General features: G+C 69.7%; 17 protein-coding genes and 1 pseudogene. 10 read left to right on the plus strand and 8 right to left on the minus strand.

Going from position 1 to position 17,583, the window contains the following annotated elements; all coding sequences use genetic code 11:
- Positions 1-150: 150 nt before the first annotated feature.
- Both AOQ37_RS36765 and AOQ37_RS36770 read left to right on the plus strand, forming a co-directional pair.
- Complete coding sequence (locus AOQ37_RS36765) at positions 151-1,251, plus strand: phenylacetate--CoA ligase family protein (protein ID WP_062651315.1); 1,101 nt, start codon at positions 151-153, stop codon at positions 1,249-1,251.
- Positions 1,251-2,645, plus strand: a complete 1,395-nt coding sequence (locus AOQ37_RS36770) for an aldehyde dehydrogenase family protein (RefSeq protein WP_062651317.1) — start codon at positions 1,251-1,253, stop codon at positions 2,643-2,645. The genes AOQ37_RS36765 and AOQ37_RS36770 overlap by 1 nt, the downstream gene beginning before the upstream one ends.
- A gap of 170 nt (positions 2,646-2,815) precedes the next feature.
- Here AOQ37_RS36770 and AOQ37_RS36775 read toward each other — a convergent pair whose 3' ends face one another.
- Positions 2,816-3,436: a DUF5134 domain-containing protein gene (locus AOQ37_RS36775; protein ID WP_062651319.1), complete on the minus strand. Its 621-nt coding sequence runs from the start codon at positions 3,434-3,436 to the stop codon at positions 2,816-2,818.
- Between the two features lie 17 nt (positions 3,437-3,453).
- Positions 3,454-3,840: a cupin domain-containing protein gene (locus tag AOQ37_RS36780; RefSeq protein WP_229878697.1), complete on the minus strand. Its 387-nt coding sequence runs from the start codon at positions 3,838-3,840 to the stop codon at positions 3,454-3,456.
- A gap of 368 nt (positions 3,841-4,208) precedes the next feature.
- Between AOQ37_RS36780 and AOQ37_RS36785 the strand changes: the two genes are divergently transcribed.
- Positions 4,209-5,105: an RNA polymerase sigma-70 factor gene (locus tag AOQ37_RS36785; protein ID WP_062651320.1), complete on the plus strand. Its 897-nt coding sequence runs from the start codon at positions 4,209-4,211 to the stop codon at positions 5,103-5,105.
- Positions 5,106-5,276: 171 nt separating this feature from the next.
- Here the strand turns inward: AOQ37_RS36785 and fdxA are convergent.
- A pseudogene (fdxA, locus tag AOQ37_RS36790) lies at positions 5,277-5,579 on the minus strand (ferredoxin); the annotation flags it as partial.
- Between the two features lie 164 nt (positions 5,580-5,743).
- On the opposite strand from fdxA, the gene AOQ37_RS36795 reads away from it, so the two are divergent.
- The 3 genes from AOQ37_RS36795 (at position 5,744) to AOQ37_RS36805 (ending at position 9,601) form a co-directional block, all read left to right on the plus strand.
- Positions 5,744-7,486, plus strand: coding sequence for an L-aspartate oxidase (locus AOQ37_RS36795; protein ID WP_062651322.1), 1,743 nt, complete (start codon positions 5,744-5,746; stop codon positions 7,484-7,486).
- Positions 7,487-7,601: 115 nt separating this feature from the next.
- Positions 7,602-8,348 carry an SDR family oxidoreductase gene (locus tag AOQ37_RS36800; protein WP_062651325.1) on the plus strand — a complete coding sequence of 249 codons (747 nt, stop codon included), beginning with the start codon at positions 7,602-7,604 and terminating at the stop codon, positions 8,346-8,348.
- 248 nt (positions 8,349-8,596) lie between these two features.
- Complete coding sequence (locus tag AOQ37_RS36805) at positions 8,597-9,601, plus strand: sigma-70 family RNA polymerase sigma factor (protein WP_078890563.1); 1,005 nt, start codon at positions 8,597-8,599, stop codon at positions 9,599-9,601.
- On the opposite strand, the gene AOQ37_RS36810 is transcribed toward AOQ37_RS36805, so the two are convergent.
- Entirely contained in the window at positions 9,538-10,260 is a 723-nt protein-coding gene (locus AOQ37_RS36810) for a sigma-70 family RNA polymerase sigma factor family protein (protein ID WP_062651326.1), read from the minus strand. The two genes, AOQ37_RS36805 and AOQ37_RS36810, sit on opposite strands and share 64 nt — an antisense overlap.
- A gap of 160 nt (positions 10,261-10,420) precedes the next feature.
- On the minus strand, positions 10,421-11,077 hold the full coding sequence (locus tag AOQ37_RS36815) for a TetR/AcrR family transcriptional regulator (RefSeq protein ID WP_063781233.1): 657 nt from the start codon (positions 11,075-11,077) through the stop codon (positions 10,421-10,423).
- Between the two features lie 171 nt (positions 11,078-11,248).
- Here AOQ37_RS36815 and AOQ37_RS36820 point away from each other — a divergent pair, with 171 nt between their 5' ends.
- The gene (locus AOQ37_RS36820; RefSeq protein ID WP_062651331.1) at positions 11,249-11,986 is read left to right on the plus strand and encodes an SDR family NAD(P)-dependent oxidoreductase; all 738 of its coding nucleotides are present in this window, start codon (positions 11,249-11,251) and stop codon (positions 11,984-11,986) included.
- 157 nt (positions 11,987-12,143) lie between these two features.
- Entirely contained in the window at positions 12,144-12,548 is a 405-nt protein-coding gene (locus tag AOQ37_RS36825; RefSeq protein ID WP_062651333.1) for an OsmC family protein, read from the plus strand.
- 37 nt (positions 12,549-12,585) lie between these two features.
- On the opposite strand, the gene AOQ37_RS36830 is transcribed toward AOQ37_RS36825, so the two are convergent.
- From AOQ37_RS36830 to AOQ37_RS36840, 3 genes are all read right to left on the minus strand, one after another.
- Complete coding sequence (locus AOQ37_RS36830; RefSeq protein WP_062651335.1) at positions 12,586-13,305, minus strand: alpha/beta fold hydrolase; 720 nt, start codon at positions 13,303-13,305, stop codon at positions 12,586-12,588.
- Positions 13,306-13,354: 49 nt separating this feature from the next.
- The gene (locus AOQ37_RS36835) at positions 13,355-14,305 is read right to left on the minus strand and encodes an alpha/beta hydrolase (RefSeq protein ID WP_062651337.1); all 951 of its coding nucleotides are present in this window, start codon (positions 14,303-14,305) and stop codon (positions 13,355-13,357) included.
- A 127-nt stretch (positions 14,306-14,432) separates the two neighbouring features.
- Positions 14,433-15,209 (minus strand): DUF427 domain-containing protein, encoded by a 777-nt coding sequence (locus AOQ37_RS36840; protein ID WP_062651380.1) that lies wholly within the window; start codon positions 15,207-15,209, stop codon positions 14,433-14,435.
- A gap of 392 nt (positions 15,210-15,601) precedes the next feature.
- Between AOQ37_RS36840 and AOQ37_RS36845 the strand changes: the two genes are divergently transcribed.
- Positions 15,602-16,549: an alpha/beta fold hydrolase gene (locus AOQ37_RS36845; RefSeq protein WP_062651339.1), complete on the plus strand. Its 948-nt coding sequence runs from the start codon at positions 15,602-15,604 to the stop codon at positions 16,547-16,549.
- A gap of 121 nt (positions 16,550-16,670) precedes the next feature.
- Positions 16,671-17,165 (plus strand): cupin domain-containing protein, encoded by a 495-nt coding sequence (locus AOQ37_RS36850; protein WP_062651341.1) that lies wholly within the window; start codon positions 16,671-16,673, stop codon positions 17,163-17,165.
- Positions 17,166-17,583 lie beyond the last annotated feature (418 nt).

The following is a 17,583-nucleotide window of genomic DNA, read 5'->3' on the forward strand; positions in this document are numbered from 1 at the left end:
GTGCCTGGGGCGCTGCCGTTTTTCCGCGGGGCTGTCACATACGCCTGCACCCCTCGGTCTTCTCTGCGGGAGCGGGTCGGGCCTGCGGGACCGCCCGGGACGCGCGGCTCTCACGCGTCCGCCCTCAGCGACTTCGAGAAAGGCGGTTCCATGCCGATCGGCTCATTCACCGTTCTGGACGCCGGACCCTTCGACGGGGTGGACCCCGACGACTACGTCAGGGCGGCCATGCAGTGGCACTTCGCTCCCGAGACGGGGTCCCGGTACTGGCTGGAACGGGCCGACCGGCTCGGTTTCGACCCCCGCCACGACGTCAAGGGCGTGGCGGACCTGGCGCTCTTTCCCGATCTGACGGGCGAGCTGCGCGATGTGCAGGTGTCCGATCTCGTCCCCCGCGGCTACGGTCCGCAGGCCCGACCGCTGCACGTGTTCGAGAGCGGCGGCACGACCGGGGCACCCAAGCGGGTCGTGCAGATGGACGACTGGGCGCGGCACGGCAGCGAGCAGGTGACCCGCCGGCTACGGGACCACGCACTGCCGGTCGGCGCGCTGTGGCTGACCGTGGCGCCGACCGGCCCGCACCTCGTGGGCGATGTACTGCATCAGGCCGCGGCAAGTCTCGGCAGCCCCGGGCTGGGGGTCGACATGGATCCCCGCTGGGTCAAGAAGCTCATCGCCGCGGGCCGTCGCAACGAGGTCGACGCCTACACCGACCATCTCGTGGACCAGTGCCGGCGCATCCTGCTCGGCCAGGACATCGGTGTCATAGCCGCCACCACCCCGATGCTGGAGCGCTTCGCCCGGGACAGCGACCTCGTGGAGGTCATCAACGGCAGAGCCCAGGCGATCATCTGGGGCGGCACCCACATGGATCCCGACACCCGGGACCTGTTGCGGACCGAGGTGTTTCCCGACGTGCCACTGATCGGTATGTACGGCAACACCATGATGCTGACCGCGCTTTTGGAGCGGGTCGGTCTCACGGCGTCGGAGCCGTGTGTGTTCGACCCCGTCTCGCCGTACGTCTTCCTGAGCATCGTGGATCCCGACACCGGGCAACAGGTGGCGGAGGGCGAGCGGGGCCAGGTGGTGGTGAGCCATGTCAGCAAGTCCATGCTGATCCCCAACAACAGGGAGCGGGACACCGCGTTGCGAGTCCGCTCGGCTGGTGGCCACGTCGGGGACGCCGTCGCCGACGTCGCGCCGGTTCCCGCGGTCGAGGGTGAGACGGTCATCGAGGGTGTCTACTGATGGCCCCCGTAGCGACCACCGAGCCGCTGCACCTCGACGCCCTGGGCCCGCGGGGCACCTACCGCACACGTGTGCCGAGCACAGTGACCGACGTGGCCGGTGCGCCGATCGCGCGGCTGAGTCTGGTCCCCCCGCTGTACGTGGTTCGGGCGATCGACGCCCTGCGCCAAGCGCCGCCGATCGCCGCGGCCGACCTGGAGACCGTGTTCGCCACCGCCGGGGAGGCCTTCGCCGCGGGCACCGTGGGGGGCTTGAGCGTCCGGGAATACGAACGTCACGTCAGCCGGACCTCGGGCACACCGCTCGCCGTGGTGCGCGCCGCGACCCGGGGCACGGCGCGCTTCGTTCGGCACGCCGCCTCGTCCGCCGACCGTGGAAGGCCGCGCGGCGCCGCCCGCGACCTCAGCGACCACGTCCTGCATGAGACGCACACGGTGTGGGCGCGTCAGGGCGACGTGTTCGCCGTCAACGCGTCCGGCAACCATCCCGGCGTACACCGTGTCTGGCTGGAGGCGCTGGCGCTGGGTTACCGCGTCGCCGTGCGCCCGTCCAGGCGCGAGCCCTTTACCCCCTACCGGCTCGTCGCGGCACTGCGTCAGGCGGGAATCCGGGACGACCAGCTCATGCTGCTGCCCAGCGACCACGCGACCGCCGACACGCTCGTACACGGCGCGGACCGGGCCGTGGTCTACGGCGGCGACGACGCGGTGGCCAAGTACGCGCACGACGCGAGGATCCTTCCGCAGGGGCCGGGACGGTCGAAGATCCTCATTACCGCGGACACCGACTGGCGTGGTCACCTGGACGCCCTCGTCGCGTCCGTCGCCGGCGAGAGCGGCACCGCGTGCGTCAACGCCACCGCCATCCTCGTCGAGGGCGACCCGGCCCCGCTCGCCGAAGCCCTCGCGGCACGTCTGGCCGTCCTGCCCAGCCTTCCCCCGCAAGACGAGAGGGCCCGTCTGCCGGTGTGTCCGAAGGAGCGGGCGCGAGCCCTCAGCGCGTATCTGAAAGCGGTGGCGGCCGGGACGCACGCCTGGCTCGGCAGCGACGGGATCGCCGACGACCTCGGAGACGGCAGCGCCGTGCTGCGCCCCGCCGTGCACCAGACCGCGAGCGCCCGCGCCCCTCAACTGCGCACCGAACTGCCCTTCCCCTGCGTGTGGGTCGCCCCCTGGACCCGCGCGGACGGCATGGCGCCGCTGCGCAACACGCTGGTGCTGTCGGCACTGACCCGGGACCGGGATCTGTGGGAGGCCCTGATCGCGGAACCCAGCATCGCCAACGTGTACTTCGGCGATCAGCCGACCCACTGGATGTCGCCGGGCGTCCCCCACGACAGCTATCTCTCCGACTTCCTGATGCGGAGCAAGGCGGTGTACGAGGGGCCGTCCTGAACGGCGCTCGCCTCCTCGCGCGGGCCTACCGTGAGCGGCGCCCACCCCTCGGCAGGGCGACGACCGTCGCTCCGACCGTCCGGCGCGGTGGTCCGCGGTCACTCAGCGCATGCCCGCGGGCCGCCGCGCCTTCGCGGTGCCGGGCGCGCGCCCGTTCTTCTTCCCCGCACTCAGTGGGGCAGGACCAGCATCACGGCCGTCCCGAGCGCCATCGCCCCTTCACCCACGTGCTGTGACGGCGTTGCCGCCGCGGCACTGCGCGCCGCGCTCACGGCCGAGCGCAGCGAGGGCATGGGGCGGGTCAGCGACCACAGCGCATACGCCAGCAGACAGGAGGCCAACGACAGCGTGATCACGGAGCCGCCGAGGGGGACACCAGCGCCCGGAGCGCCGGGCCCGGTGGAGTGCGCAGCCGACCCCGGGTGTGCGTGCGCCGGTCCGGTCCCGGTGTGCGGCATGCTCAGCATCCAGGCCATCGCTGCCATACCGGCCGCGTGCGGCAGCCGGTGGGCCATCGCCGCTCTGCTCCCGGCCTCCCGACGGCCGACAGGCAGGAGAATCCACACCGCGCCGGCGGTGAAGAATCCGCCGACGACGGCAGCGGGCCCCGCGCGGACGTCGATCCAGGGCATCGCCGCCATGGACGCGACCATGACGGCGGCCAACAGCCGGTCCACCCGGACACGGAACCCGGTCCTGGGAGACCCGACGACCCGCGCCAGCCCATGCAGGAGCACTGCCACAAACAGCAGCGTCAGCAGGCAGTGCACCAGGACGAGGGGCGTTCCCATGCTGGGTCCGTGCCTGGTCAGGCGGTGGGACGCGGTGCCCGCAGGTGGGCGCGCTCCGCCAGTTCCTTCTCGTCGACCAGTTCCAGCATGGGCTTGCCCGGAGCACACATCATGGTCACCACGAACCGTGTCCGCGCGTCGGAAAGTGCATTGCCGTCCTGGTAGTGAATGGCGTCTCCGCCGGGCTCCCAGAAGGTGCCGCCCGCCTCCACCACGCGCTCGGGCTCGCCCTCGAGCTCGAAACGGACCGCGCCCTCGACGACGTAGCCGAAGGCGGGGCCGGAGTGCCGGTGCGGGGGCGTGCCCGGGTCGCCCGGCTCCCACTCGACGAGAATGGTCATCGCGGACGCCCCCTCCGGGACGGTGATCGGTGCGGCGTCCTGGAGCACCTTTGCCGCCGTCATCCAGCCGGCGGTCCCCTCCTGGTCGCCGTGCCCGTGGTGGCCGTGGGCGGAGTGGTCGTGTGCTGTCATGTTGTCCGACACTGTGTTGCACCTTCCGTAAGCGTGAACATCGTTCGTCACTGGTGACCGGGGACCGGACGCATGTGTGACAACCGGCCTCCTCGCACAGTCCTTTCACCCGTCGACCGCGGTCTTCGGGAGCATGGGGCGGGCAGCCGCCCGAGGGCAAATCTGGCGGATCGGGCGCGACGACTGCCACCGTGTGACCGGGAATCGCGAAAGAGATAGCGTGAGCGGATGCGGCCCGCAGCGCGTACTTTTCCCCCTCGCGCGTAACATGTAGGGCGCAAAGCCAGAAGGGACGACCCATGCGCGCTGGCGCCCACCCCGACTCGTTCGACCGCGGTCTCGACGACTTCCTGTCGGCGAGACCCCGGTTGTTCGGCATCGCGTACCGCATCCTCGGCAGTGCCGTCGAGGCCGAGGACATAGTCCAGGACGCCTGGCTGCGATGGCAGAACACCGACCGCGCGCAGATCCATGAACCAGCCGCCTTCCTGACCACGGTCACCACCCGCCTCGCGATCAACCTGGCCCAGTCCGCGCGGGTGCGCCGGGAGTCCTACGTCGGTCCTTGGCTCCCCGAGCCGGTCGACACCACCCAGGACCCGCACCTGGGGGCGGAACGCGCCGAGGCGGTCGAGCTGGCGGTGCTGTTGTTGATGGAGAAGCTCAACCCGATCGAACGCGCCGCCTACGTGCTGCGGGAGGCGTTCGACTACCCCTACCAGCGGGTCGCCGACATCCTGGAGACCAGCGACGCGAACGCTCGGCAGCTGGTAAGCCGGGCGCGCAAGCACCTGGGCGCCGAGCGCAAGGAGCGCGTCAGCCCCGCGGCCCACCGGCGTCTGCTCGAAGGCTTCCTCTCCGCCGCGCGCACGGGAGATCTCTCCGTCCTGGAGAACCTGCTGACCTCGGACGTCGTCAGCTATTCGGACGGCGGCGGCATCCGCGGCGCGTCCAGGATCCCCGTCATGGGCCGCGATCACGTCTCGCGATACCTGGCCGCCTTCGCCCCGCGGTTCTGGCCGGATGCCGAGACCCGGTTCGTCGAGGCCAACGGCCGGCCCGCCGTGCTCGTCGAACGGGACAACGCCCCGGTGGCCCTGTTGTGCGTGGACGCGTCCGAGGCCGGCATCGAGCGCATCATGTGGGTGATGAACCCGGTCAAGCTGAACCCCTACGTCCTGTCCCTGGGGGCTTGACCCGCACCCCTGCACGCCGTCCCTGGGTGCCTGACCCGCCGGTCCGTCGCGCGCCCGGGCCCGCGGCCCGCCGCACCGGGCCCGGGCGATTCACCACGGGAACCACAGGTCGGCGTCGGCGGCCTCCTCCTTGCGCGCGGCGAATCCGGACAGGTCGTTCTTGACCGCGTGCTGCGGGGGCAGGGCCGCGACCACCCGATGGTCGGCCCGGGCGGCCCGCCCGGTGCCCTCCCCCGGCGCGTCGCGGAAGTACTCGGCGTTCACGGACCGGTACTGCGCCCACTGTGCCGGCAGGTCGTCCTCGTGGAAGATGGCCTCGACCGGGCAGACCGGCTCGCAGGCGTGGCAGTCGACGCACTCCCAGGGATTGATGTACAGCGTCCGCTCGCCCTCGTAGATGCAGTCGACCGGGCACTCGATCACACACGCCCGGTCCTTGACGTCGACGCACGGCTCCGCGATGACGTAGGTCATCGTCCCCGCCTCCCCTTCGCCGGCCGGTTGCGGACCGCATGCCTTCGTGCGCCCCGCCGGTGTGCGGTATGACCGACCCGGCCGCCGGGGTGTGACACGGGCCCGGGGCGGCGGTGTCACAAACCGTCACTCCACCTGGTCGTAGCAGGTGACCACCCTGAGCGATGGGAGCAATCGTGGTTGCCACCGAACAACGTCTTTCCACCACAGTGCTGGTGATCGGCACCGGCGGAGCGGGCCTGCGCGCGGCCATCGAGCTGGCCGAGGCCGGCGTCGATGTCCTCGCAGTCGGCAAGCGACCCAAGGAGGACACCCACACCTCTCTCGCCGCCGGCGGGATCAATGCGGCCTTGGCCACGATGGACCCCGAGGACACCTGGCAGCAGCACGCCGCCGACACCCTCAAGGAGAGCTACCTCCTCGGTGACCCACGTACCGCCGAGATCGTCACCCGGGGAGCCGCCCTCGGTATCGACGACCTGGAACGCTACGGCATGGCCTTCGCCCGGGAGGAGGACGGCCGGATCTCCCAGCGCTTCTTCGGCGCCCACAAGTTCCGCCGCACCGCCTTCGCGGGCGACTACACGGGCCTGGAGATCCAGCGCACGCTCATCCGCCGCGCGAATCAGCTGGACATACCGGTGCTCGACAACGTCTACATCACCCGTCTCCTGGTCAGCGACGGGGCCGTATTCGGCGCCTACGGCTTCGGCCTTGCCGACGGCAGGCGCTACCTCGTGCACGCGGACGCCGTCATCCTCGCGGCCGGCGGCCACACCCGGATCTGGCGGCGCACCTCCTCACGGCGCGACGAGAACACCGGCGACTCCTTCCGGCTGGCCGCGGAGGCCGGAGCCCGGCTGCGCGACCCGGAACTCGTCCAGTTCCACCCCTCCGGCATCATCGAACCGGAGAACGCGGCCGGGACCCTGGTGAGCGAGGCAGCCCGCGGCGAGGGCGGCATCCTGCGCAACGCGCTCGGCGAGCGGTACATGAACCGCTACGACCCCGTACGCATGGAGCTGTCCACACGCGACAGGGTCGCCCTCGCCTCCTACACCGAAATCAAGGAAGGCCGCGGTACGCCCAACGGCGGGGTGTGGCTCGACGTCTCCCACCTGCCCCGGCAGACCATCATGAACCGGCTTCCCCGCGTCTACCAGACACTGCTGGACTTGCAGATGCTGGACATCACCCGGGATCCCATCGAGGTCGCGCCCACCGCGCACTACTCGATGGGCGGTGTGTGGGTCCGCCCCGAGGACCACAGCACGGACGTGCGGGGCCTGTACGCCATCGGTGAGGCCTCAAGCGGACTGCACGGCGCCAACCGGCTCGGCGGCAACAGCCTCATCGAGCTGCTGGTGTACGGCCGCATCACCGGACAAGCGGCCGCCGCCTACTCGAAGTCCCTGACCGCGCAGCCGCGCTCGGCCGCCGCGGTGGCCCGGGCGCGTGCAGAGGTCGACGACCTGCTCGCCGCGGACGGACCTGAGAACGTGCGCGCCCTGCAGCGCGCGATCCGCAACACCATGACCGAGCACGCTGGCGTGGTCCGCGACGAGGAGGGACTTCGCACCGGGCTGACGGAGCTGGACGCTATCGAGAAGCGCATGGAGAGCGTCGGCGTCCATCCGGACATCGCGGGCTTCCAGGACCTCGCCCACGCCTTCGACCTCAAGTCTTCGGCACTGGCGGCGAGGGCCACACTGGAAGCGGCGCTGGAGCGGCGCGAGACGCGCGGATGCCACAACCGCAGCGACTACCCCGACATGGATCCGGCGTTGCAGGTGAACCTCGTCTGGTCCCCGACCGACGGCATCACCCGCGAGCCCATCAGCCCTGTCCCCGACGAGATCGCGGCCCTGATGGAGGACGTCTCGGCGGACGGAAAGCTCGTCGAATAGGCATCACCATGCCCGGGAGAATATTTCCGTAATTTCTAGAAAGGTGTCACAGCGCCGATCAATTCCTGGTCATACCTCGTGCAGGCAGATGAGAACGAGTGAAAGGAACGTCCCCATGAAGGTCGTAGTGATCGGCGGCACCGGACTGATCGGCTCGAAGGTCGTCAGCAAGCTCAACGAACACGGCCACGAGGCGGTGGCGGCCGCCCCGAACACCGGCGTCAACACGCTGACGGGCGAGGGCCTGGCCGAGGTGCTGGAGGGCGCGGCCGTCGTGATCGACGTCTCCAACTCCCCCTCCTTCGCGGACGACGCCGTCATGGAGTTCTTCCGTACCTCAACCACCAACCTCCTCAAGGCTGAGGCGAACGCGGGTGTCACCCACCACGTCGCCCTGTCGGTGGTGGGTACGGAACGGCTCCAGGAGAGCGGCTACTTCCGTGCCAAGCAGGCGCAGGAGGAACTGATCAAGGCCTCCGGGATCCCGTGGTCGATCGTGCATGCCACGCAGTTCTTCGAGTTCATGAAGGGCATCGCCGAATCGGCGACCGAGGGTGACACCGTCAAGCTGGCCCCGGTGAAGATCCAACCTGTCTATTCGGACGACGTCGCCGCCACCGTGGGCCGCACCGCCGTGGGCACTCCGGTCAACGGTGTAGTCGAGGTCGCCGGTCCCGAGACCTTCCAGCTGGACGAGCTGATCCGCAAGGGCCTGGCCGCCAAGAACGACCCGCGCACGGTCGTCGCCGATGTGCACGCCCCGTACTTCGGCGCCGAGTTGCAGGAGACCACACTGCTTCCCGGCCCGGACGCCCGCATCGGCGAGACCCGTTTCGTCGACTGGCTCGCCCAGCAGCAGTAAGTAAGTGCGTCTTCCTGGGCCTGTCGTTCCAAGCCCCGAGGAACGGCAGGCCTACTTTTTGTACGCTGCCGTAGATCAGCCGGTGCGCAAGGCCGATTCCGCATCCACGCCACTGAAAGTGCTCCACAAAACACTGTCACAGCGTCCTTGGTCCCTCGGTCGTCGAGGGGAGACGATCGCCGGGTCTGTGAGCGCCTCGTGGCCGCATTCCGACAGCCCGGCCCCCGGAGGAATGGAGTCAGAGGGACATGCATCCAGAGGCACCTCCTGCGGACAGGAACCTGGCCGAGGCCGTCACCACCTTCGTGGAACTGCGGCCCCGGCTTTTCGGTATCGCCTACCGCGTCCTGGGCAGTGCGACGGAAGCCGAGGACGTCGTGCAGGAGGCGTGGCTGCGCTGGCAGCGGACCGACCGTTCGACGGTGGTCAGCCCTGCGGCGTTCCTGTCGAGCACGACGACGAGGCTGGCCATCAACGTGGCGCAGTCCGCCCGCGTGCGCCGCGAGACCTACATCGGACCCTGGCTGCCCGAGCCCATCGACACCAGCATCGACGCGGTGGCCGGCGCTGAACGAGCCGAGGCCCTGGAACTCGCCCTGCTCCTCGTCCTGCAGAAGCTCACACCCACCGAACGGGCCGCCTACGTGCTGAGGGAGGCCTTCGAGTACGGCTACGCGGAGATCTCGGAGATACTGCGCCTCACCCCGGTCAACGCCAGGAAGATCGTGAGCAGGGCGCGCAAGCACCTCACGGACGACGAGCGGGACAGTGTCGACATCCAGGAGCACCGCAGACTGCTCGATGCTTTCGTCGCGGCCGCCCAGGAAGGGGACGTGGCCTCGCTGGAAGCGATCTTGACGCCCGACGCGGTCAGTCTGTCCGACGGCAACGGGCTGCGCGGCGCGGCCCGCGTACCCGTGGTCGGTCGTGCCCGGGTGGCGAACCTGTCGACCGCCTCGGCACGCTTCTGGCCGACGGTCGAGATCGTGCCCGTACAGGCCAACGGGCGCGCCGGGGTTCTGCTGTACCGGGACGGCCGGCCCGCCACCTTCATGACCATCGCCGCCACACGGCGGGGGATCCACCGGGTTCTGTGGGTGTTCACCTCCGACAAGATCGCCGCCTTCCTCGGATCCCGCGCCCACTACGCGCCCCTGCCCTTGCGGCCCGTGGACGCTGTGGCACGGGCTCACCCAGGAAGGGAACGGTTCCAGCTACGCAGCTTGTCGGGGTTGAGAACCGCCCAGACCTGAACGACCAGCGAGTCCGCGATGTCGAGGGTCAGCACCGCGGCGACCTGGTCGTCGCACCGGGCGACGAGGCCGGTGCGCCCGTTCACCGATCCGGTGCACAGCGTCACACGCCGCTGTCCAGCCAGCAGGACCAACAGGCTGCGGGTGACCTGCTCGTCGCCGCGGACGGGCCGGGTCAGTGCCCGGATCTTGCCGCCGCTGTCGAAGAAGGCTGTCGCGTCGGGGGCCAGCAGCGACCGCAGTCGGGGGCCGTCCTGATCGCTGCACGCCTGCCGCACGGAAACAGTGATCTCATGCTCGCGACGCGCCGACACAGGCCGCGCGCGCCACGCACTCACACTCGACTGGGCCCGCTCGACCGGTTCTACGTCCTCGTCGCACAGCGCCCGCAGGGCGTGGATCTCCCGTTCCTCCCCACCGGGCCGGGCTGGCGCGGGTCGCATCAGACACGCCTCGTCCACGACCTGGGTGAGCCAGACGCGGGGGGACGGCATCCGGACCCGCTCCGGATCGGTAAGGCGGTACCACCGCCGGTAGGCCTCGTCGACGACGCGTTCGGCCGCGACGCGGCTGCCGAGCGCGCGGCAGGCGACGTCCAGCAGGTGGCGCCGTTCGTCAAGCGACTCGGCGAGCGGTACCGGGCCAACGACATGATCCATGGAGCGACCCCCACGCCGACGAAAATCCGGAGCCGCAGCCGCCGCGACGGCATGACTCAGACGTTACCCGCCCCCGTCCGTACCCGGCCGGTCGACTGGCGTGATCAAAACAGAGGCTGCGGCATGATTTCACAACACACCGATGATGTGCCACTTAGTGTCAAGTCCTCGTCGGTGCAGAGACGCCCGACGGGTCCGCCATCCGCAGCTGGGCGGGGGGCGGATGCGGCAGAGCCGGGCGGTCACGGGCCCGCAGTCCGTCGAACGCGATCTCCAGGAAGCGTTCCCACGCCCGCGGTTCACGGTCCAGCAGCGGCTGGGCGGTCTGGTGGATGCCGCCGAGGAGCAGCACGATGTCGGTTCCGGTGATGTCACCGCGGACGGCTCGTTGTTCCCTGGCCCGGGCGGTGAGGTCCTCGACCGTGTCGCAGAGCCGGTCGATCGCCTCGCGTACGTTCGTGTGTTGCAGCGAGGGCCGACCGATGACGTCGCAGAACGCGCGGTCGGCGGCGAGCAGGCCGATTCCGTGTCCCATGAAGTCCTTCAGCGCACGGCCGGCGTCATCGGCGCGCAGGAGCCGGTCCGCCGTCTCGAGCAGCCGGTCGAGCAGCTGCATCATGATCTCCGCGAGAAGGTCGTCCTTCGTCGGGAAGTGCCGGAACACCGTGCCCTTGGCGACGCCGGCCCGCTGGGCGACCATGTGCATCGACACATCCACCCCACATTCGGCGAAGGCCTCGTTGGCCGCTTGCAGCAGCAGCCGTCGATTGCGCACGCTGTCGGATCTGGCCTGCACTGCCGCTGTTCTCCCGGTCATGACGCCCCCCTCTGAGTGTCACAACATTAACACTGAGCATGACTCGCAGTTCATATTCAGTGTTACGCTGGCACAACATGACCCCTCGGTCATCTTCTCGGGCCGCCCTGTCCTGTCCTCGAACACGACACGGCCTGCCCGTCTCGCCCCACTACCCCTTTCGGAGTTGACATGAGTTCCGTTCTCGACCCCAAGGTCGTCCTTGTCACCGGCGCCTCGTCCGGCATCGGCAGGGCGACCGCACTGGCGCTGTCGAAGGCGGGGGCCACCGTGGCCGTCGGCGGCCGCAGGACCGACCGGCTCGAAGCACTGGCGCAGGAAGCGCCCGGGGAGATCCTCGTCCTGGACATGGATGTCAGTGACCCCGAGTCGGTGCGCAAGGCCGTCGACCGGACCGTCGAACGCTTCGGCACCCTCGACATCGTCGTGAACAACGCCGGCATCATGCTCACCGGCCCCGTCCTCGACGCCAATCCGGCGGAATGGACCCGCATGGTGGAGACCAACCTGCTGGGCTCGATGTACACGGTGCACGCCGCGCTGCCCCACCTTCTGCGCTCCCGCGGCGCTGTGGTCCAGATCTCCTCCACCTCGGGCCGTATCTCCTCGGCCGGCGCCGCGGTCTACTCCGCCACCAAGTTCGGCGTCAACGCTTTCGCGGAGGCGCTGCGCCAAGAGGTGACAGAGCAGGGGGTCCGCGTCGTCATCGTGGAGCCGGGCTTCGTTTCGACCGAGTTGGCCGACCACATCACGGACCCCACCAGGCGTGCCGCGGTCGAGACCATGGCCGAGTCGATGCGGACCCTTCAGCCTGAAGACATCGCGGCCGCGGTGGTCTACGCCGTCACACAGCCCGACCACGTCGCGGTCAACGAGATCCTCGTACGCCCCACCGACCAGTCCCGCTGATCACCCATGGTCACCCGCGGGGCGGCAACCGCCGCCCCGCACCCCCTGCTTGCAGCCGAGTACGGGCACGCCGGCTGTCACAGTCGGGCGACCCGCACGGTCTGAGCTTCCGGAGGCACAAGTCGTGCCTCTGCCCTTACCTTGCTGAGAGGCAAGCATGAACACGCGCATCGTTACCGTGGCCGAAGGAAAGCAGCTCGCGCGCTCCGTGGCGATCGGTACACACCGCCTGACAAGCGACGAGCCGGAGCCCGTCGGCACCGACACCGGCCCCACGCCGGGCGAACTCCTCCTGGCCGCGCTCGGAGCGTGCACGTCCATGGCGGTGCGGGCCTACGCGCAGCGCCACGAATGGCCGCTGGACCGGGTGGACGTCGCGGTGCGCTTCGACGCACAGGGGCAGGTGGTCAAGAACGTCGGGCTGGTCGGGGAGCTGACCCCCGTGCAGCGGGACCAGCTCCTCGCCGTCGCGGGACGCTGTCCCGTCCATCGGCTGCTGACCAAGGACGTCACGATCATCACGGTGCCCACGCTGCTCGCGGAGCCCGCACCGCTGCCGTGACGTGTCAGTTCCACACGAGAACGCGGGCCTCCGGCGCTCAGGCGGTCGCCTGCGCCGCCTCGTCGATCAGACGGGCCACGTCACCGGGGCGCGAGACGCTGACCGCGTGGGAGGCGGAGACCTTCATGACGGAGGCCCCGGCCCGCTCGGCCATGTAGCTCTGCACCTGCGGGGGGATGTTCCGGTCCCCGTCCGCCACCAGCACCCAGGAGGGAATGTCCCGCCACGCAGGCGCGGACGCGCCCTCCGCCAGCGCGGCATCGGCCACCGGCCGCTGTGTCGCGGCCATGACGGCGGTGGTCTCCTCGGGGACGTCAGCGGCGAACTGATCGTGGAACTTGGCCTGTTCGATGTACAGGTCCATGACCTGCCTGCCGTCGGGCAGCGTCACCGGCACGGTCCGGAGCGTGTCGCCGAGGGTGCTGCCGGGGAACTTGCCCGACAGGGTGACGGCGCTCTCGCCCTCCTCCGGCAGGAACGCCGCGACGAAGACGAGCGCCTTGACCTCGGGCAGTCCCTTGGCCGCGTTGCTGATGACGGACCCGCCGTACGAATGGCCGACAAGGACGACGGGGCCCTCGACGGACGTCACGATCTGCCGGACGTAGTCGGCGTCGGTGGTCAGTCCGCGCAGCGGATTGGCGACGGCGATCACCGGATAGTCGTGCGCGAGCAGCTTGTCGACGACGCCGTTCCAGCTGGAGGCGTCCGCGAACGCGCCGTGTACGAGGACGATGGTGGGCTTGTGTGCACTCATGGAAAACGGCCTTTCGACGTGCCGGGGGAATGTGGTCGGGTGTGCGGTGTCAGTCGGTTCCGAGAGCCTTGCGCAGCACGTGGATGGCCTGCTCGATCGCGGCGGTCGACGTCTGGGTGCGGCGGACCGTGTTCAGCATCATGAAGTCGTGCAGGGAAGCGTTGTAGCGGATGCTGGTCGTCGGCACACCGGCCTGGACGAGCTTGCGGGCGTAGGCCTCGCCCTCGTCGCGCAGCACGTCGTTCTCGTCGACGACGACAAGCGCCGGCGGCAGGTCCCGGAGGTCTTCCAGGGTCGCCCGCAACGGCGAGGCGGTGATCTGGGCGCGCTCGGCGGGGTCGGTGGTGTAGGCATCCCAGAACCACTCCATGGCCTTGGCCGTCAGATGCGGGCCGTGCGCGAAGGTCCGGTAGCTCTCGGTGTCCTGGGCCGCGTCGGTGACGGGGTAGTACAGCGACTGGTGCACGAAGACCACGTCGCCCCGCTGCTTGGCCATATGGGTCAGCGCGGCGGTCATGTTGCCACCGACCGAGTCACCGGCGACGGCCAGGCGGGAGGCGTCGAGGCCTTCGCCGGCGCCCTCGGTGGTGATCCACTGGGCGGTCGCGTAGGCCTGCTCGATGGCGACCGGGTACTTGGCCTCCGGGGAGCGGTCGTACTCGACGAAGACCAGGGCGGCGTTCACCCCGACGGTCAGCTCGCGCACGAGCCGGTCGTGCGTGCCGGCGTTGCCGAGGATCCAGCCGCCGCCGTGCACGTAGAGGATGACGGGCAGGGGGCCAGAGCTGCCGACGGGCTTGAGGATGCGCACCCGCACGTCGCCGACCCCCGCCGGAACGGTGATCCACTTCTCGTCCACGTCGGGCTTCTCGATGTCCTGCGCCTGCACGTCGTCGAGCAGCTTGCGCGCGCCCTCGACCCCAAGCTCGTACAGCAGCGGCGGCTTGGCGGTCGCGTCGGCGAATTCCTGCGCGGCGGGCTCCAGAACGATGTCGCTCATGGTGTGTTCCTTCTCTGGTGATTAAGGAGGACTTTTCACACGATGAGACCAGGCCCGCAGTAGATGTGTGACACCAAAAGGTCCCGGGCAGTCGAGCGCGGCCCGGGACCGGACACCGGAGCAGGGGCTAGGAACGGAGTGCGCCGGGCTTCGGCAGCGGCTCGCCGTCCACGAAGAGGTCGACATGCTCGTTGTAGAAGGCCGTCAGGCCCGCGATGCGGTTGGCGTGGATGGTCGGGAAGTCGTACGCCCAGGCGATGTCCTCGTGGGCGGCGGTGGCGCCGTCGAAGGACCAGTAGCCGCTCGTCGTTCCCTTGTACGGGCAGCGGGTTACCGTGTCGGTCCGCCGCAGTCGGGTCCAGTCGACGTGCGCGCGGTCAAGGTAGTAGCGCGTCGGCAGGCCGGTCTCGAAGAGTTTGACGCACGTCGGCGCCTCCGCCAGGACCACGCCCTCCAGTTCCACGCGGACGCTGCTGGAGGATCGCGCGGCGTCCACACGCGAGTACGGGCTCCTGGGGTGGACGAAGACGGGTTCGTCCTCCTCGAACCAGTAGTCGATGGCCGACCACTCGAAGCGCACCGTGCCCTGGAGCGGCGCCGGGGCGTCCTTCCCCCACACCCAGGCGGCACCAGGGCGCGAGTCCCCGCCAACGCACAGAGTGTGCCGGTGCGCCGTGCCCGCACCGTGCTCCTCGGCGACCCCTTCGTCGTCGAGGACGCCGTCGACGAGGTCCCGCACCGGGATGCTGAACTGCGGATAGGCCTGCCACTCCCAGACGTACAGGGCGCGCCGTGTGTCGAAGACGGTGCGACCGCCGATCACGCCCCTGATACGGCGGGGCACCGGCTCCACGTGCCCGACGGGCACGAGGAAGCTCGGATGCAGAACACTTTCGGTTTCCATGGTCATCACCTAAGTCGGTCGGTTCCGTTCCCGTTCGGACCGGACACGGAGAGTGTGTGCGCCCGGGACGCCCGCATCCTCGGGCCGTCACGGACGGCGGGGTTCGTCCGGCGCCGACGCACACAGCGCCGAGCAGGGCTTACTTCGCTGTCACAGCAGGTGGCGAAGGCCGGTCTGTGCGGGGAGACAGTCCCCCGTGGAGAGGAGATCCCGCCGCGCACACTCGACCCGTTATGACGCCAACACTCATGACACTAACAAGACAACCTTCTCATGCACACTGTGCACACTATCGCCGAGGCCGGGCCCGGCCACACCACCCGGTACCCCCAGCCGCGCCCAACCGGAACCGCGGCTCCCCTCCCCCACCGCTCCTTCGTCGGAGGATTCGCATGTCAGCCCTGCCCCTGCTCGCCCCCCTGCGACGCGTCACAACCGACGTGCTCGAAGTCGCCTATTACGAGACGGGCTCCCCCGACGGCGACACCGTCGTCCTTCTGCACGGTTTCCCCTATGACATCCACAGTTACGTGGACGTGGCCCCCCTGCTGGCCGAAGGCGGATTCCGCGTCATCGTCCCCCACCTGCGAGGGCACGGCCCCACCAGGTTCCTGTCCGACTCCCTTCCCCGTTCCGGCCAGCAGGCGGCCCTGGGGGCCGACGTGATCGCGCTCCTGGACGCCCTCGGCATCGAGCGGGCCTACCTCGCCGGCTACGACTGGGGCGGTCGCGCGGCCACGGTCGCCGCGGCGCTGTGGTCCGAACGGGTCCTCGGCCTGGTCTGCGTCAACGGCTACCTGATCCAGGACATCGACGCCGCCATAAACCCCATCTCCCCTGAACTCGAGGCGGGTTTCTGGTATTTCTACTACTTCCTCACCGAGCGCGGCCGCACCGGACTGGCAGCCGATCCGCGGGGGGTCGCCCGGGTCATCTGGAAACGCAACTCCCCCGTGTGGGCCTTCGGTGAAGCCGAACTGGAGCGGGCCGCTGAGGCCTTCACCAATCCGGACTATGTCGACGTCGTCATCCACTCCTACCGGCACCGGCTCGGCCTGGCACCGGGCGCGGACGCGTACGCCGATCTGGAAGCCCGCCTCGCCGGCCTTCCTCCGATCACCGTCCCCACGGTCACCCTGGACGGCACCGCCGACGGCAACTTCCCGGCGACCGACGGGTCATCGACCGCTCACCACTTCACCGGGCCCCGCCTGCACCTTCAGGTCGCGGACGCCGGCCACAACCTGCCGCAGGAACGCCCCGAGGCATTCGCCGCGGCGGTACGGGACGTACGGGCCCTGCGACGGGGACACCCCCGCCATGACTGCCTCACCCGCTGACACCCGACCGCGCGGCACCGCGGCCCATCCCGCGCCGACGTCACATCGGACCGCGCCCACCGGTCACAACGAGTGCGGGCGGCCACGCGGCCGCCTGGCTGCCTCAGGAACGGAAACCACCATGTCGTACCCCTACCCGGAACAGAAGTACTTCGGAGACAACGGCGAGGTCAGCGCCGTCTTCCGGCCTGCCGACGCCCCACCCGACCTAGGCGAGAGCAGGCCTGGCAAGGACGCCACCCACTATCTGGCCACCACCGCGACCACCCGCGGCGAATTCGGGCTGTACCGCGTCGAGATGAGGCCGCGGGCCGGCGGCCCGAAGACGCACTTCCACAAGCGGATCTCGGAGTCGTTCTACATCCTGGACGGCACCGTGCGCATCTTCGACGGTGTGCGCTGGGTGGATGCCCGCAAGGGCGACTTCCTGCACGTGCCGCAAGGCGGTCTGCACGCCTTCCGCAACGACTCCGACGCACCGGCGGACATGCTCCTGCTGTTCACACCGGGCGCGCCGCGCGAGGAGTACTTCGAGCAGGTGTCGCAACTGGCGCACGCCTCGGAGGAGGAGCGCTCCGCGTTCTTCGACCGGCACGACTCCTACTTCGTGGAATAGGTTCACCCCTCCGGTGTCCCGCGTCCTGCCTTCGGTCGTGGTCGCGGGACACCGCCATCGGGACGACCCAGGTTCGGGTAACGGGCAGCTTGTCACAACAACGCCTTTCGTCCGGTCAACAAGTCAGGGTGCGCGGGCGTATCCGACCTCGCCGCCGCCCCTCTCAGCGCGTTCTGGCGTCACGCCCGACCGTCCCGCCCCGGCAATGGAGACCGCATGAAAAGTCGTCGTTGCAGGCGCCACGGGACGGATCGGCTCGAGATCGGTCACCCGGTCTGCGGGACCATGGGGCTCAGGTGGTGCCCCGGTCGCGGCCCACGACGTCACCGCCCCCTCGCCCGCGTCGCCGTCGCGGTGGCGCTGTTCGGCGTCCTGGAGACCGCCGCCGGACCAGAGGAGCGACCGTTCGAGGACCTCG

The sequence above is a fragment of the Streptomyces maremycinicus genome, assembly GCF_001184025.1.
In the GTDB taxonomy this organism is placed as follows: Bacteria; Actinomycetota; Actinomycetes; order Streptomycetales; family Streptomycetaceae; genus Streptomyces; species Streptomyces maremycinicus.

Coding starts and splice junctions, on each gene's coding strand:
- AOQ37_RS36765 (WP_062651315.1), top strand. CDS start 151: ATGCCGATCGGCTCATTCACCGTTCTGGACGCCGGACCCTTCGACGGG.
- AOQ37_RS36770 (WP_062651317.1), top strand. CDS start 1,251: ATGGCCCCCGTAGCGACCACCGAGCCGCTGCACCTCGACGCCCTGGGC.
- AOQ37_RS36775 (WP_062651319.1), bottom strand. CDS start 3,436: ATGGGAACGCCCCTCGTCCTGGTGCACTGCCTGCTGACGCTGCTGTTT.
- AOQ37_RS36780 (WP_229878697.1), bottom strand. CDS start 3,840: ATGACGGCGGCAAAGGTGCTCCAGGACGCCGCACCGATCACCGTCCCG.
- AOQ37_RS36785 (WP_062651320.1), top strand. CDS start 4,209: ATGCGCGCTGGCGCCCACCCCGACTCGTTCGACCGCGGTCTCGACGAC.
- AOQ37_RS36795 (WP_062651322.1), top strand. CDS start 5,744: ATGGGAGCAATCGTGGTTGCCACCGAACAACGTCTTTCCACCACAGTG.
- AOQ37_RS36800 (WP_062651325.1), top strand. CDS start 7,602: ATGAAGGTCGTAGTGATCGGCGGCACCGGACTGATCGGCTCGAAGGTC.
- AOQ37_RS36805 (WP_078890563.1), top strand. CDS start 8,597: ATGCATCCAGAGGCACCTCCTGCGGACAGGAACCTGGCCGAGGCCGTC.
- AOQ37_RS36810 (WP_062651326.1), bottom strand. CDS start 10,260: ATGGATCATGTCGTTGGCCCGGTACCGCTCGCCGAGTCGCTTGACGAA.
- AOQ37_RS36815 (WP_063781233.1), bottom strand. CDS start 11,077: ATGACCGGGAGAACAGCGGCAGTGCAGGCCAGATCCGACAGCGTGCGC.
- AOQ37_RS36820 (WP_062651331.1), top strand. CDS start 11,249: ATGAGTTCCGTTCTCGACCCCAAGGTCGTCCTTGTCACCGGCGCCTCG.
- AOQ37_RS36825 (WP_062651333.1), top strand. CDS start 12,144: ATGAACACGCGCATCGTTACCGTGGCCGAAGGAAAGCAGCTCGCGCGC.
- AOQ37_RS36830 (WP_062651335.1), bottom strand. CDS start 13,305: ATGAGTGCACACAAGCCCACCATCGTCCTCGTACACGGCGCGTTCGCG.
- AOQ37_RS36835 (WP_062651337.1), bottom strand. CDS start 14,305: ATGAGCGACATCGTTCTGGAGCCCGCCGCGCAGGAATTCGCCGACGCG.
- AOQ37_RS36840 (WP_062651380.1), bottom strand. CDS start 15,209: ATGGAAACCGAAAGTGTTCTGCATCCGAGCTTCCTCGTGCCCGTCGGG.
- AOQ37_RS36845 (WP_062651339.1), top strand. CDS start 15,602: ATGTCAGCCCTGCCCCTGCTCGCCCCCCTGCGACGCGTCACAACCGAC.
- AOQ37_RS36850 (WP_062651341.1), top strand. CDS start 16,671: ATGTCGTACCCCTACCCGGAACAGAAGTACTTCGGAGACAACGGCGAG.